This window comes from Shinella sp. M27 (assembly GCF_049199905.1).
Classification (GTDB): domain Bacteria; phylum Pseudomonadota; class Alphaproteobacteria; order Rhizobiales; family Rhizobiaceae; genus Shinella.
Genome location: NZ_JBLZPK010000057.1, coordinates 16,213 through 31,192 on the forward strand (window position 1 = coordinate 16,213; position 14,980 = coordinate 31,192).

Below are 14,980 nucleotides of genomic sequence, written 5' to 3' on the forward strand. Positions count from 1 at the left end.
CCATATTCCCCGCATGGCCAAAGCTCCGAAAAAACCCACCGCCTCGAACCCCGGTTTCGAGGAAGCCCCGCAATCGCCTTTCGAGGGCGCGCCTTTGTCCGGCAGCGTCTCGGATTGGGTGAAGCAGCTCGAGGCGGAAGCCGAGGCGGGAAGCGTCGAAAGCCGCCGCGAGGTCGCCTCCAAGGCGGGCAAACACCGCAAGACGGTAGAGAACGCCGCCCGCCGCCACACCGAGCAGGTCACGGTCTCCAAAACCTCCCGCGGCGTCTCGATCGGCGGCTCGTCCGACCCGAAGACCCGCGCCGCCGCCGGCCTCAACCCGGTCTCCGGCATGGACGTCTCCCTGGAGGACGCTGCCTCGCTCAATGCCGGCACGGCCGTCACCGCCACGGTGGAAGCCTTGTCCGCCCTCATCGAGAGCGGCAACCCGCTGTTCAAGGACGGCAAGCTCTGGACGCCGCACCGCCCCGCCCGCCCCGCCAAGTCGGAAGGCGGCATCCCGATCCGCATGATCAGCGAATACCAGCCCGCCGGCGACCAGCCGACCGCGATTGCCGATCTCGTCGAGGGTCTGTCCTCGGGCGAGCGCAGCCAGGTCCTGCTCGGCGTCACCGGCTCGGGCAAGACCTTCACCATGGCCAAGGTGATCGAGCAGACGCAGCGCCCCGCCGTGATCCTCGCGCCGAACAAGACGCTGGCCGCCCAGCTCTACAGCGAGTTCAAGAACTTCTTCCCGGAAAACGCGGTCGAATATTTCGTCTCCTACTACGATTATTACCAGCCGGAAGCCTATGTGCCACGTTCCGATACCTTCATCGAGAAGGAATCGTCGATCAACGAGCAGATCGACCGCATGCGCCACTCCGCGACGCGCTCGCTCTTGGAGCGCGACGACTGCATCATCGTCGCCTCGGTCTCCTGCATCTACGGTATCGGCTCGGTCGAGACCTACACCGCCATGACCTTCCAGATGGAAGTCGGCGAACGGCTCGACCAGCGCCAGCTGCTCGCCGACCTCGTCGCCCAGCAATACAAGCGCCGCGAGATGGACTTTCAACGCGGAAGTTTCCGGGTGCGGGGCGACACGATCGAAATCTTCCCGGCCCACCTTGAAGATGCCGCCTGGCGCATCAGCATGTTCGGCGACGAGATCGACGCGATCACCGAATTCGACCCGCTGACCGGCCAGAAGACCGGCGACCTGAAATCGGTGAAGATCTACGCCAACAGCCACTACGTCACCCCGCGCCCCACGCTGAACGGCGCCATCAAGGCGATCAAGGAGGAGCTGAAGCTGCGCCTCGCCGAGCTGGAAAAGGCCGGCCGCCTGCTGGAAGCGCAGCGCCTGGAGCAGCGCACGCGCTACGATATCGAGATGCTGGAGGCCACCGGCTCCTGCGCCGGTATCGAGAACTATTCGCGTTACCTCACGGGCCGCCGGCCCGGCGAGCCGCCGCCGACCCTCTTCGAATACATCCCCGACAACGCGCTGATCTTCATCGACGAAAGCCACGTCACGATCCCGCAGATCGGCGGCATGTATCGCGGCGACTTCCGCCGCAAGGCGACGCTGGCCGAATACGGCTTCCGCCTGCCCTCCTGCATGGACAACCGCCCGCTGCGCTTCGAGGAATGGGACGCCATGCGCCCCGACACGATCGCCGTCTCGGCCACCCCCGGCAACTGGGAAATGGAAGCCGCCGGCGGCGTCTTCGCCGAGCAGGTCATCCGCCCGACCGGCCTGATCGACCCGCCCGTCGAGGTGCGCCCGGCGAAAAGCCAGGTGGACGACGTGCTGGGCGAAATCCGCGAGACGGCGCAGGCCGGCTACCGCACGCTCGTCACCGTGCTCACCAAGCGCATGGCCGAAGACCTCACCGAATACCTGCACGAACAGGGTGTTCGCGTGCGCTACATGCACTCGGACATCGACACGCTGGAGCGCATCGAGATCATCCGCGACCTGCGTCTCGGCGCCTTCGACGTGCTGGTCGGCATCAACCTGCTGCGCGAAGGCCTCGACATTCCCGAATGCGGCTTCGTCGCCATCCTCGATGCCGACAAGGAAGGCTTTTTGCGCTCGGAGACGTCCCTCGTGCAGACCATCGGCCGCGCGGCGCGCAATGTCGACGGCAAGGTCATCCTCTATGCCGACCAGATCACCGGCTCCATGCAGCGCGCCATGGACGAGACGACCCGCCGCCGCGAAAAGCAGGTCGCCTATAACGAGGCGCACGGCATCACCCCGGAATCGGTAAAGGCCAGGATTTCCGACATCCTCGACTCGGTCTACGAGCGCGACCACGTCCGCGCCGACATTTCCGGCGTCTCCGGCAAGGGCTTTGCCGACGGCGGCAACCTCGTCGGCAACAATCTCCAGACCCATCTCAACGCGCTGGAAAAAGCCATGCGCGACGCCGCCGCCGATCTCGATTTCGAAAAGGCCGCCCGCCTGCGCGACGAGATCAAACGCCTCAAGGCCGCCGAACTCGCCGTCATGGACGACCCGATGGCGCGCGAGGAAGCGAAGAGCCAAGAAGGTGGCAAGAGCGGAAAGGCCGGCGCTACCGCCTCCGGCACACCATCGGGAAAATCGCGCCCAACCTCTCCTCCGTCATCCTCGGGCTCGACCCGAGGATCCACAGCCGCAGACGCAGACACCTCAAAATCCCTCTTCCAAAAACCCTCGCTCGACGACATGGGTCCGGGCACCGACACTGAACGCCCGCTCTTCCGCAAGCCTTCGCTGGACGAGATGGGCCGCGACGTCGCCACGCCCGCGGGAAAATCGCTGTTCCGCCGCAACACGCTCGACGAAATGACCGTCGGCCGCACCGAAAAACCCGTCACCGGAGACCTACCCACCCGCCCGGACGAAACCCTCTCCACCAAAAAACGCCACGCCCCCCTCCTCGAGGGCCAACCCGAACGTGCCGACGGAGCCGACGACGCGAAGCCGGTCCGGCGGGGGAAAATTGGCGCGGGGAGCTATGAGGACCCGGCGGAGGCGAAGCGCAAGGGGCGCACGAAGGGGAAGACGGGGCGGCCGGGGCGGTAATCCTCGGCTTCAGGTTTATCATTTTTTGATGAAGCGACTACCGTGTTTTTAAGTCAGCGCGACTTAATCAAACCCTTGTTTTTCAGCGATTCCTTGATTTGCACATAGCGCTTCACCGACGCGGTGTCTCCTGTTGGCTGGGCTGCTTTAGCAACTTTACATTCGGGCGCAAGAGACCGAGAATTGCTGATAGGCAGAAGGAAATTGAGCTGCTTTTCAATCTTTGTCATTACATCTCCTCCTTTTCTAGCACCGGCGCCAAAACGAGCTGCTCTCGACTAACGAGGGAATCAAGCGGCGGAGACGCCAGCGGGCGCGCATGTTTTGGTATAACGGTCTTTAGCTTACCCGATTCTTTACGATCGAGTTTAGCACCAAAAACTCGTGAAAAGCTTGACGGTGATACGCCTTCATATTGAAGGAATGCCACCTTTTCAGCCTCATTCGGGTTCGTAGTTATAGCATCCGAATGAAGGGTCAATGCCAAACTTTTTGGATATGGTTCAATATATATAACCGTATGAATCCCACTCGCGACAATATGGCGCGCACAGCTGTGACAAGGGAATGTCGTAGTAAAAAGCCGTGATCCTACAATCCCGCTTTTCCCTTGACGAGCGACTGAGATTATCGCCTCCATCTCTGCGTGGACTGCTCTAGAAAACTCTATAAGATTTTTCACATCGGTCTTCCGTAGACCAGACCTTAATTCATCGCGAGTAATCGAAGTTCCTACTTTGCTACTAATTTGATTAAGAAGCTTATCTTTGTAATGATCATTCCAACACTGACATGCTTTCCATTTGTAGCAACGGTTATCTCCCGACCCATCATCGACATTGTATGTACCACCTCTAAATTTGGGGACATCGTTAGCGCCCTGGCCGATTAACTCGCCAGAATTAGAGACTATCACCGCGCCAACTTGCCTTGAAAGACAAGCAGAATTCAAAGAAACACCTGACGCGGCCTGCATCGCATATTCGTCACGAGTGGGTGTTTGAACGCCAACACCAAAGACTAAACTCAAGAAACGTTCTATAGAATGCGATATTCCATCCGTATTGTCGCCATCATTCCTCAAGAAAACGTCTGCATAATTCATAGTCTTCCTGACGGATTGACCGAAGTTTAGCCCCTCGTCATAATCCGCATCTTTTATCTTCGCGAGATACGCAGAATTTGAGACATCACTTTCCAATCGTGATATTCTCTTATCTTCAGGTGAAAAAACACCAATCAACCAAAAAAGGTCACCATACACCTTACGCAACACGGCAACCTCTTCAGGGTTTTTTAAAGAATCAATTATTGTGCAATAACGTCTATCTTCACCGTTTTCGCTATCAGCCCTAGATCTATATATTTCATCAATACTCAAAACAGCAAGAACATCACTAGAGTGCCTCTCCCTCAACTTGTTTCCTAGATTCTGTAGCCGTTCCACACGATTTGGATCATCATTGCGCACCGGGTTTTCGCCAAAGCTTTCAGCGCGATTGTTTATTAGAGAGCTAATTTTTATGACGTTGGCCTTATAACCAAAACTCTCTTCAATTTTCGATCGGAGTATTTCAGCTACTGTAGAAGCCCCAGAACCAATAGGAGCAACCATTGCGAAGACCAGTTCTTGAGTTAGCCGCTTCTCAAGAGTGAGTATCTCTTCATTTGAGGAATCGCCGCTCACTTCTTCGGATGATTTGAAGCTTTCGTTTTTTACGGCTGCCTGCACCATAAGACTCCCCCTTATTGACACGAACGATACCACTTTTGCGTGAACAAAAAAGACGGTGGAAGCAAAATATCGACGTGCATAAGTAAAGGCTCGCCGCGTAGGAAGAGACAATTCAAAACTAATTTTCCCCGCCCCCAATCCCCATGCCATACTCCCCTCATCCCGCCACGGATACACCGCAAGGCGTTGCGGCGAGGCGGGGTCGGCGCTTTTGGGGAGGGACGGACGTAAGTCCTCTCCAAAGGGGTCTGCGGAAAGTGGTCTCCCTCCGGCGACATGGGGGAAACGGCGGGGCGTCGGACCGGGCCCTTCGTTTCATCCCCTGACGGCGCGCCGGATGTGCCTGTGCGGCACACAAGAGGGCTGGGACTGGCGGATGCGTCGGCATCGTCCGCCGGAGCGGTGTTTTCCCGGGAAAGGCGAAAGTCTTTCCGTCCGGGCCGGGCTCGATGGAGAGTTCTGCGCGGATGTCAAAACCGGTTCAAAACCCGCCCCGGAAACCGACGGCAAACACCGCCGAACCCAGCCTTTGCAGAGAGACCGGAGTCGCAGGCAAAAACCGCTGAACGGGGCGCTGAAAGGTGTCACTTCTATACTTTTGACGAGACAGCTTTGAGCGCCCCGTCCGAAGCCTGATCCAGACCCCGGCGTGGCTTCTTTTTCACGCGCGGGACGGTTTTGGCGTGTCCGGTCGAGGGGCACGCCGCAAAGACAGCGCCCAGACGTCGATCCGGCTGACGTGCCCCGCGAAAACCGGACCGGATGCCGCGCACAGGGCGCACCGCCCGCCTTCCCTTCCCGACAACAGGAGCCCCCATGCCCTACGAACCGCCCCCGCCCACCTGTCACCAGCTCGCCCGCAGCGCCGAGATGCTGGCTGTGCCGGAGCGCATCTGCCGCCGTCGCGACTGCCGGCGCCGGCATCGCTGCATCTGGTTCTTCCGTGCGACGCAGCAGCCCTGCTGCCTTGCCAATCTCGACGCCGAACAACGCCGCCTCCTCGACGAACTGGCGCGGAGCGTGGCGGATGCCGAGCATTTCGGCTATCTGGCGAGCAAGATCAGGATGAGCTCGTCCTACCGCGAGACGCGCGCCCTTCAGGACGCCGGCGTCGAGGCCGCCCGTGCGCTCGTCGCCGTCCGCAAGCGAAAAGCCTATCGCGCCTTCGAAAAGATGCGCGCCGCGCAGCCCGCGCCGAAATACGAGGGCGCGGAGCCGCCGCTGCCGAAACACTGGTAGTCAGGCCTATTCGGCCGCCTCGCCCTTGACGAGCACCGGCGCGGGCTCGAGGGCGGCGGCGGCCAGTTCGTAGGAATAGCCTTCCAGCATGGCATAGGCCTGCTCGATGGATTGGATCTGGGTCTCGGCATTGCGGATCGCCTCGGCGATCGATTGCGAGCGGGCGCGCAGCATGGAGCCCAAAAAATCCGTGCCGGCCTTGCGGCCGAGGCGGTCGATATGCTGGCGCACGCGGTTGCGGTGGCGCTCCAGCTCCAGGATGTGGAAGCGGCTCTTGACGATGTCGTCGGAGAGCTTGCGGCGCATCGCCGCCAAGGGATCGAAGCTGCCGGGCTCGCGCTCGTCGAGGATGACCTCGTTGACCAGCGGTTCGAGCAGCATCAGGCCCTTGAGGTCGCGCGGATCGGCCAGCTGCGGATCGAAGCCGGTGTCGTCGAACACCTTGCGGCGCACGGGGTCGCGCAGCAGGTCGTAGCAGGTCTGCAGGCGGGCGAACTGGTCGGCATCGCCGCCCGAATCGGGATGCATGCCCTTGGCGGCCTTGCGATAGGCAGCCTTCACCGCGTTGTCGTCTGCATCGCGCTCCAGTCCGAGCATGGCGTAGGGATCGATCACGCAGGCACCTGTCCGTCTATTCTCTTGCGTCGTTTGTTCTTTACGCCGTTTTCCGCCCGCGAGGGGACGAAATTGTGGTGACGCCGCGGCGATGCACAGAAAGCGCTACTCCGCCGCATCCCGCGCTTCGCCCCGCGCCGACAGCACCGCCGCGAAGGCATTGGCGATCACTTCCGGTCCTGCCCCCGGCTTGGTGGCATCGGTGGAGAGGATCTGCCGGTAGCGCCGGACACCCGGAAAGCCCTGGAACAGCCCGACCATATGCCGCGTGACATGCGCCACCCGCCCACCCCGGGCGATCACCTCGGCCGCATAGGCGACCATGGCATCGCGGACGGCTTCCCACTGCTCGACGGGAAGGTCCTGCGGATTGGAGACAGTGCCGGACGGCTGGTCTCCCGACAGGGGATGCGGAAAAAGCGCATCCACGCCCGTGAGAACACCGCTATCCTGATAGGCAGCCCTGCCAAGCATCACACCGTCAAGCCCGTCCATCTCCTCGACAGCCTGACTCAAAGTATGAAGCCCGCCGTTGAGGCCGATGAAAAGACCGGGGTTTTCACTTTTCAGCCGGCGCACCAGGCCGTAGTCGAGCGGCGGAATATCGCGGTTCTCCTTCGGCGACAGGCCTTGCAGCCACGCCTTGCGCGCATGGACCCAGACGGCATCCGTGCCGGCGGCCTTCACGCGGGAGACGAGATCACGCAGCGCCACTTCGGGGTCCTGATCATCGACGCCTATGCGGCATTTCACGGTGACGGGAATGGCCACCGCCGCCTTCATCGCCGCCACGCAATCGGCCACGAGGTCCGGCTCGCGCATCAGGCAGGCGCCGAACGTGCCGGATTGCACCCGGTCGGAGGGGCAGCCGACATTGAGATTGATCTCGGCATAGCCGAATTCCGAGCCGATGCGCGCCGCCTCCGCGAGCTTCTGCGGATCGTTGCCGCCGAGCTGCAAGGCCACCGGCTGCTCCACGGCATCGAAGCCGAGCAGCCGCTCGCGATTGCCGCGCAGGATGGCATCGGCAACGATCATCTCGGTGAAGAGCAGCGCATGCTTGGTGAGCTGCCGCGCAAACACGCGATAGTGCCGATCACTCCAGTCGATCATCGGCGCGGTGGCGAAAATCTTCGTCCCCGTGGTCACGGCCTGGCTGTAGAATGTCGCTGCGTTGGTCATGGCCGGGCTCATACTCCATCCCATCGGCAAAAACCACCCTCCGCCCTTTCCCCGGTCCGGCGGGCGGGTGCTAGAGTGGGAGCGAGGAATCAAACCGCCGGAGGAAACCATGCCGCTCTACGCCCTCGACGACCGCGCGCCGACGCTGCCCGCCGACGACCGCTACTGGGTGGCGCCGGACGCCAATGTCATCGGCAAGGTCATCGTCGGCGAGGATGTCGGCATCTGGTTCGGCGCCACGCTGCGCGGCGACAACGAGCCGATCATCCTCGGCGCGCGCTCCAATATCCAGGAGGGCGTGGTGGTGCATACGGACCCCGGAAAACCCGTCGTCATCGGCGATGGCTGCACCATCGGCCACAGCGCCATCATCCACGGCTGCACGATCGGCAACAATTCGCTTGTTGGCATGGGCGCGACGGTGCTGAACGGCGCCGTCATCGGCAACAATTGCCTCGTCGGCGCTAATGCGCTGGTGACGGAAGGCAAGGTCTTTCCGGACAATTCGCTGATCGTCGGTTCGCCGGCAAAGGCCATCCGTACGCTGGATGCGGAGGCCATCGAAGGCCTGAAGCGCTCGGCCGAAAGCTATGTGCGCAACTGGCAGCGCTTCAAGAAGGGCCTCAAGCCGATCGGTTAGGCGCAGCCCGCGCAGGTGCCGCGGATCTCGATCGTCGTCTTGCCGGTCTTGAAATTGCGGTCCTTGGCAAAGCTTTTCAGCCGGTCCTCGATCACATGGTCGTGGAACTCCGTCACCTTGCCGCAGGTCTCGCAGATGGTGAAGGCGGTGATGCCGTGGGCGTGGCAGCCCTCGTCGGGATGGGCGCAGGCGACGAAGGCGTTGATGCTTTCGAGGCGATGCACGAGGCCGAATTCCAACAGCTTGTCCAGCGCGCGATAGACCTGCAACGGCGCGCGAAACCCGCTGTCGCGCAGCTTATCGAGGATCGTATAGGCGCTGAGCGGGCCTTGCGAATGCGAGAGCACGTCGAGCACGAGGCCCTGGTTGCGCGTCAAAGTCTGGGTCGTCATGCCTGGCCTCCCTGGCTGGCGGTTGCAGGTCCCACGCCGCTCGTCCTCGGCTTCGTAAGCAGGCTCAGAATGAACAGGCCAAGCGCTGCAACGACGATCGAAGGGCCGGAGGGCGTGTCGAATTTCAGGGAGCCGAACAGGCCGCCGATGACGGCGAGCGCCCCGATGACAGAGGCGAGCACCGCCATGATTTCCGGGCTCGTCGAAAAGCGCCGCGCCGTGGCGGCGGGGATGATCAGAAGCGAGGTGATCAGCAGGATCCCGACGATCTTCATGGCGATGGCGATGACCAGCGCCATCAGGAGCATGAAGGCGAGCCGCGTCTTTTCCGGCTCCATGCCCTCGGCCTCGGCCAGTTCCGGATTGACGGTCGAGGCGATCAGCGGGCGCCACATCCAGACGATGGCGAAGGTGACGAGAATGCCGCCGCCCCAGACGAGATCGACGTCGGCGCGCGAGACCGCGAGGATATCGCCGAACAGGAAACCGACGAGATCGATGCGCACCCAGGTCATGAAGGAGACCATGACGAGGCCGATCGCCAGCGTGGCATGCGAGAGGATGCCGAGCAGCGCGTCGGTGGAGAGCGTGCCGCGCTTCTGGAGCAGCAGCAGCAGCAGTGAAACGGTCACGGCGACGATGAAGACGCTGATGAGCAGGTTGAAATCCATCAGCAGCGACAGCGCGACGCCGAGCAGCGCCGAATGGGCCATCGTATCGCCGAAATACGCCATGCGCCGCCAGACGACGAAACAGCCGAGCGGCCCGGCGGTGAGGGCCAGCCCGACGCCAGCGACGAGCGCGCGCATGAAAAAGTCGTCAAGCATCGCGCCGTGCTCCCTTGTTTTCGACAGGCCGTGGCGTGTGGTCATGGCCGCAGCCGCAGTTCGGGCCATGCGTGTGCACGATGCGCATCGGCCCGGCCTTGCCGCTGGTCGGCAGGATTTCGACGTGGTGGCCGTCATTGGGCCGGCAATCGTCGGTGATCGAGCCATCGGCATGCTGAACGCGGCCGTCCGGCAGATGCGTGTGATCGTGATTGTGATTGTAGAAGGCGAGCGTCTGGCCGGCGCGGGCGCCGAAGAGGCGCAGATATTCCGGGCTCTGGCTGACGGTTTCCGGCGTGCCGCGGCAGCAGACATGGCCATTGAGGCAGATGACGGTGTCCGTCTCGGCCATCACGACATGCAGGTCGTGCGAGATCAGCAGGATGCCGCAGCCCGTCGTGTTGCGGATGGTCTTGATGAGATCGTAGAGCGCGATCTCGCCGGAAAAATCGACGCCCTGAACCGGCTCGTCGAGCACCAGCAGGTCCGGCTTGCGGGCGATGGCGCGGGCGAGCAGTGCGCGCTGGAATTCGCCGCCGGAGAGGTGCTGCACCTCGGCACGGGCAAGATGGCGGATGCCTGTCGCTTCGAGCGCGGCGTCGATCTCTGCCCCCTTCAGCGCGGACGTCAGCGTCATCAGCCGGTCGACGGTGAGCGGCATGGTCCAGTCGACCGCAAGCTTTTGCGGCACATAGCCGACCTTGAGACCGGCCTTGCGCTCCACCCTGCCCTCGTCAGCCTTCAAGACACCGATCGCCGTCTTGGCGGTCGTCGATTTTCCCGAGCCGTTCGGGCCGATCAGCGTGACGATCTCGCCCGGCGCGATGGAAAACTCCACGCCGCGCACGAGCCAGCGGCCCTGACGGCGCACGCCGACGCCCGCAAGCGAGACGAGCGGCTGGACGGTCTTGGTGGGGGTCTGCAGCATGATTTTTCCAAAAAGCCTGTTGCGTGAGGATATGGCACACGTTATAGCATAACGCAATTGATGTAATAACATTACGTTTCAATTCAAGCGGAGTATCCCATGCAAAAGACCGTGCGCACCCTCCTCCTCTCCACCGCCCTCCTTGCCGCCGGCACGCTTGCCGCACGCGCAGAGGCGCCCGATGTCGTGGTGTCGATAAAGCCGATCCATTCGCTCGTCGCCGCCGTCATGCAGGGCGTGGGCGAGCCGAAGCTGATCGTGGAGGGCGCCGCCTCGCCGCATACCTATTCGCTGAAGCCCTCCAATGCTGCCGCCCTTCAGGATGCGGACCTCGTCTTCTGGGTCGGCCAAGGACTGGAGGCCTTCCTTGAAAAGCCGCTGGAATCGCTCGGCGGCAAGGCGACGATTGTCGAGCTCGACGATGCGCCCGGCCTGGAAAAGCTGCAATTCCGCGAAGGCGGCCCGTTCGAGGCGCATACGCATGAGGGCGAGGAAGGGCACGATCATGCCCATGAGGAAGAAGGGCACGACCACGCCAAGGCGGCAGACGCCGGCCAAGACCACGAAGGGGAAGCCGGCCATCAGCATGAGGAGCATGGCGAATTCGACATGCATCTGTGGCTGAGCCCGGACAATGCCCGCGCCATCGCCACCGAGGCCGCCCGCGCGCTCTCGGAGAAGGACCCGGCCAATACCGAGACCTACAACAAGAACCTTGCGGCGCTGAACGACAAGCTCGCTGCGCTCAACACCGAAATCACCGAGACGGTCGCCCCCGTGAAGGAAAAACCCTTCATCGTCTTCCACGATGCCTATCAGTATTTCGAGCATCACTACGGCGTGCACGCCGCCGGCTCCATTACCGTCAGCCCGGAGACTTTGCCGGGCGCCGAGCGCCTGACGCAGATCCGCGACAAGGTCAAAACCCTCGGCGCCACCTGCGTCTTCGCCGAACCGCAGTTCGAGCCGAAACTGGTCAACGTGGTGATCGAGGGAACGTCTGCCAAGTCAGGCGTGCTCGACCCGGAAGCCGCCACGCTGGAGCCGGGGCCGGAGCTCTACTTCACGCTGATGCGCAGCATCGCCATGTCGCTGCGCGATTGCCTGGGGCAGCCGAGCTGATTTGAGGGGCAATGGTTGCCGCGTGGATCCTCGGGTCAGGCCCGAGGATGACGTGGTGGGGATGCTCAGGCGACGCGAGAAACGTGAGCGCATGAGGACGGAAAGGCAAAAATCATCGCACGCGAAGAGGTTATGCCTCCCTGCCCCACCTCTCCTTCGTCATGCTCGGGCGTGACCCGAGCATCCACCACAACAGGCACCGCATGAACTTCCTAGGCAGCCTAAAAGCAGGAAAGCCGGCATTGACCTAATAGACGCGCAGACACGACCGGCGAGGTGCCTCAACCAGACCGCAGAGAGCACGGCACAAACGGCGGGATCATCCCGCCTTTTTCAGCCTACACAATGTAACTATATAACATTAAAGGCAAGAAACGATGGACAACCGCCTCCCCGTTACCGTGCTCTCCGGCTTTCTCGGCGCCGGCAAGACGACGCTGCTCAATCATATCCTGAACAACCGCAGCGGCCTGCGCGTTGCGGTCATCGTCAACGACATGAGCGAGGTGAACATCGACGCCGCCCTCATCCGCGAGGGCGGGGCCGATTTTTCCCGCACGGACGAACAGCTGGTGGAAATGACCAATGGCTGCATCTGTTGCACACTACGCGATGACCTGTTGGCGGAGGTGCGGCGGCTGGCGGAGATGAACCGCTTCGACTATCTGCTGATCGAATCGAGCGGCATTTCCGAACCCCTGCCCGTCGCCACCACCTTCGATTTCCGCGACGAAAGCGGCTGGAGCCTGTCGGATGTCGCCCGGCTCGATACGATGGTGACGGTGGTCGATGCCGCAAACCTCCTGAAAGACCACGGCTCCCAGGATTTTCTTGCCCAGCGCGGCGAGACCGCCGGCGAAGGCGATACGCGCACGCTGGTGGAACTGCTCGTCGAGCAGATCGAATTCGCCGATGTGGTCGTGCTCAACAAGACGGGGGCGGCAAGCCCCGCCGACCGCATCGCCGCCCGCCAGATCGTCGGCGGCCTCAACGCGGCCGCCCGCATCATCGAGACGGATTTCGGGCGGGTCGCGCTTACCGATATCCTCGGCACCGGGCTGTTCGATTTCGCCAAGGCGAGCGAACATCCGCTGTGGTTCAAGGAACTGCACGGCTTCAAGGACCATGTACCGGAGACGGAGGAATACGGCATTCGCTCCTTCGTCTACCGCGCCAAAAGACCGTTCCACCCGGCGCGGTTCAAGGCGTTTCTCGATGAAAGCTGGCCGGGCGTCATCCGCGCTAAGGGCTTTTTCTGGCTGGCGACGCGGCCGCACCATGTCGGCGAGATGAGCCAGGCGGGTTCGCTGGTCAGGAGCGGCCGGCTCGGCCTGTGGTGGGCCTCGGTGCCGCGCCGGCATTGGCCGGAGGACGAGGCGGCGCTCGACGCCATTGCGACCTACACCGATCCCGTCTGGGGCGACCGGCGGCAGGAACTCGTCTTCATCGGCGCGGACCCTATGGATGAAGCCGATATCCGCCGCCGGCTGGACGCCTGCCTGGTCGCGGAAGAGACGTTCGAACCCGCCCGCTGGGCGAACCTGCCCGACCCGTTCCCGGCCTGGATCCGGCAGGTCGGCTGATCAGGACAACGCGGTGTAACGGAAGTTCGCAAAATCCCCGCCGCGCCCGCGTCCGGTAATATCGAAGGCGAACAGGCCGATGAAGGCGCCGGTGAACGAGCCATGCTCGCCCCGCCCGCCCTCGTCGGAGATCACGCCGGCGTCCAGCACCGGGCCGATCGCCTGCCAGGCATCGGCCCCGGCCGGGCGCCAGAAGAACTGGAGATCGTTGCCGTGCACCTCCGCCGCCAGCTCCAGCGGCCCCTCGCCCACCGCGACGCCGCTACCGGCCGGGAAGGTCAGGTTTCCGTTCGGGTAATCCCCCGGGCAGGACAGGATCGTCAGCGTGCGGCCCAGCACCTCGTGCCGGGTCAGCCCGAGCGCATGGAACTTGTAGCGGTTGTAGTAGTAGGTGAGGCCCGCGACCTGCTGATAGACCTCCGGCTCCGCCTCAATCACCGTCTCGGCGCGAAAATCGTGATGTTCCTGCCGACGCGCCACCAGCGCCTGCTCGAACCAGCTGCCGATGCTTTCCCGCCCGAACAGCCGCAGACGCCCCGGCCGCGCGGACAGCGAAAAAATCCGCTCCGGCTCCGGCGTGCGCAGCCATTGGAAGTCCGCCGGCAAGACGCCTTCGGAAAAATCATAGGCCACGCTTGCCGGTTTTTCGTTTGCAACGGCTTCATGGGGCGCCGGCACCTCGACGGCCGGCATAGGTCCGCCATGCTCCAGATACAACCAGTCATCGTCGCGCCAGATGCATTTCTGCAGCGCCGTCTCGCGCCCCAGCGTGCAGCGACGTTGCGGTGCGAGAGGGCGACCGCAGAGATGGGTGTGATAGGCCTGCCCATCGGGCGTCTCGACATATTGCCCATGCCCGGCCCGCTGGAGCGGCGCATCGGGATGATCCTTGGCAGTGATCAGGTAAAGATCCGGATGCATCTCATAGGGTCCGTCGATCGCCCGGGATCGCGCCATGGTGACGGTATGGTCATAGCCCGTGCCGCCTTCCGCCGTCGTGAGATAATACCAGCCATTGCGCCGGAAGAGATGCGGTGCCTCGACCAGGCCCTGCCTTGTGCCGGGAAAGATGTTCTTCACCGGCCCGACCAGGCGCTTCGTCCCGGCATCCCATTCCTGAAGCAGAATGCCGTCGAAAGCGTTGTGTGCCGCGCCCGTATGGTTTTCCGGCCGGTGGTTCCACTGCATGTTGACGAACCATTTCCGCCCGTCCTCGTCATGGAACAGCGAGGGGTCGAAGCCGGACGAATTGACATAGGCCGGATCGGACCACTCCCCCTCCACGCACGAAGCCGTGACGATGTAGTTGTGCGCATCCTTGAAGCTGCCGTCGAAACGTTTGACGTCGGTATAAACAAGCCAGAACAACCCGTCGGCATAGGACAGGCACGGCGCCCAGACGCCGCAGCTGTCGGGATTGCCGCGCATGTCGAGCTGGCTCTTGCGCTCCAGCGGCCGCCTGACCAGCGTCCAGTTCACGAGGTCGCGCGAATGATGGATCTGCACGCCCGGATACCATTCGAAGGTGGATGTCGCGATGTAATAGTCCTCCCCCACGCGGCAGATCGAGGGGTCCGGGTTGAAGCCCGGCAGGATCGGGTTGCGGATCATCGTTTCCTCCCAGATGATGCACGTACGTCATATCGCAGTCGAAAAAGG

Annotated in this window: 13 protein-coding genes; 5 read left to right on the forward strand and 8 right to left on the reverse strand. The window is 62.5% G+C overall.

The annotated features are described in order from the left end of the window. The first annotated feature begins 13 nt into the window (after positions 1-13). Positions 14-3,058 carry an excinuclease ABC subunit UvrB gene (gene uvrB / locus ACOZK4_RS20040; RefSeq protein WP_421593420.1) on the forward strand — a complete coding sequence of 1,015 codons (3,045 nt, stop codon included), beginning with the start codon at positions 14-16 and terminating at the stop codon, positions 3,056-3,058. 53 nt (positions 3,059-3,111) lie between these two features. Here uvrB and ACOZK4_RS20045 read toward each other — a convergent pair whose 3' ends face one another. Both ACOZK4_RS20045 and ACOZK4_RS20050 read right to left on the reverse strand, forming a co-directional pair. Then, complete coding sequence (locus ACOZK4_RS20045) at positions 3,112-3,288, reverse strand: hypothetical protein (protein WP_421593421.1); 177 nt, start codon at positions 3,286-3,288, stop codon at positions 3,112-3,114. Beyond that, positions 3,288-4,943 (reverse strand): anti-phage dCTP deaminase, encoded by a 1,656-nt coding sequence (locus ACOZK4_RS20050; protein WP_421593422.1) that lies wholly within the window; start codon positions 4,941-4,943, stop codon positions 3,288-3,290. Before ACOZK4_RS20050 ends, ACOZK4_RS20045 begins: the two co-directional genes overlap by 1 nt. Positions 4,944-5,609: 666 nt before the next feature. On the opposite strand from ACOZK4_RS20050, the gene ACOZK4_RS20055 reads away from it, so the two are divergent. After that, on the forward strand, positions 5,610-6,032 hold the full coding sequence (locus ACOZK4_RS20055; RefSeq protein ID WP_421593423.1) for a hypothetical protein: 423 nt from the start codon (positions 5,610-5,612) through the stop codon (positions 6,030-6,032). 6 nt (positions 6,033-6,038) lie between these two features. On the opposite strand, the gene ACOZK4_RS20060 is transcribed toward ACOZK4_RS20055, so the two are convergent. Both ACOZK4_RS20060 and dusA read right to left on the reverse strand, forming a co-directional pair. After that, positions 6,039-6,629: a J domain-containing protein gene (locus ACOZK4_RS20060; RefSeq protein WP_313528440.1), complete on the reverse strand. Its 591-nt coding sequence runs from the start codon at positions 6,627-6,629 to the stop codon at positions 6,039-6,041. 123 nt (positions 6,630-6,752) lie between these two features. After that, positions 6,753-7,829 (reverse strand): tRNA dihydrouridine(20/20a) synthase DusA, encoded by a 1,077-nt coding sequence (dusA, locus tag ACOZK4_RS20065; RefSeq protein WP_421593424.1) that lies wholly within the window; start codon positions 7,827-7,829, stop codon positions 6,753-6,755. 109 nt (positions 7,830-7,938) lie between these two features. On the opposite strand from dusA, the gene ACOZK4_RS20070 reads away from it, so the two are divergent. Beyond that, entirely contained in the window at positions 7,939-8,469 is a 531-nt protein-coding gene (locus ACOZK4_RS20070; RefSeq protein WP_421593425.1) for a gamma carbonic anhydrase family protein, read from the forward strand. On the opposite strand, the gene ACOZK4_RS20075 is transcribed toward ACOZK4_RS20070, so the two are convergent. From ACOZK4_RS20075 to ACOZK4_RS20085, 3 genes are read right to left on the reverse strand one after another with little or no spacing between them, the layout of a single operon-like run. Beyond that, entirely contained in the window at positions 8,466-8,861 is a 396-nt protein-coding gene (locus ACOZK4_RS20075) for a Fur family transcriptional regulator (RefSeq protein ID WP_421593426.1), read from the reverse strand. The genes ACOZK4_RS20070 and ACOZK4_RS20075 overlap by 4 nt on opposite strands. Continuing rightward, positions 8,858-9,688, reverse strand: coding sequence for a metal ABC transporter permease (locus ACOZK4_RS20080; protein WP_421593427.1), 831 nt, complete (start codon positions 9,686-9,688; stop codon positions 8,858-8,860). The genes ACOZK4_RS20075 and ACOZK4_RS20080 overlap by 4 nt, the downstream gene beginning before the upstream one ends. Next, positions 9,681-10,616, reverse strand: a complete 936-nt coding sequence (locus ACOZK4_RS20085) for an ATP-binding cassette domain-containing protein (RefSeq protein WP_421593428.1) — start codon at positions 10,614-10,616, stop codon at positions 9,681-9,683. Before ACOZK4_RS20085 ends, ACOZK4_RS20080 begins: the two co-directional genes overlap by 8 nt. 99 nt (positions 10,617-10,715) lie before the next feature. On the opposite strand from ACOZK4_RS20085, the gene znuA reads away from it, so the two are divergent. Continuing rightward, positions 10,716-11,738, forward strand: coding sequence for a zinc ABC transporter substrate-binding protein ZnuA (znuA, locus tag ACOZK4_RS20090; RefSeq protein WP_421593429.1), 1,023 nt, complete (start codon positions 10,716-10,718; stop codon positions 11,736-11,738). A 377-nt stretch (positions 11,739-12,115) separates the two neighbouring features. Beyond that, positions 12,116-13,321 carry a GTP-binding protein gene (locus ACOZK4_RS20095; protein WP_421593431.1) on the forward strand — a complete coding sequence of 402 codons (1,206 nt, stop codon included), beginning with the start codon at positions 12,116-12,118 and terminating at the stop codon, positions 13,319-13,321. Here the strand turns inward: ACOZK4_RS20095 and ACOZK4_RS20100 are convergent, their stop codons facing one another. Continuing rightward, positions 13,322-14,932, reverse strand: coding sequence for a glycoside hydrolase family 43 protein (locus ACOZK4_RS20100; protein WP_421593432.1), 1,611 nt, complete (start codon positions 14,930-14,932; stop codon positions 13,322-13,324). Between the last annotated feature and the right edge of the window lie 48 nt (positions 14,933-14,980).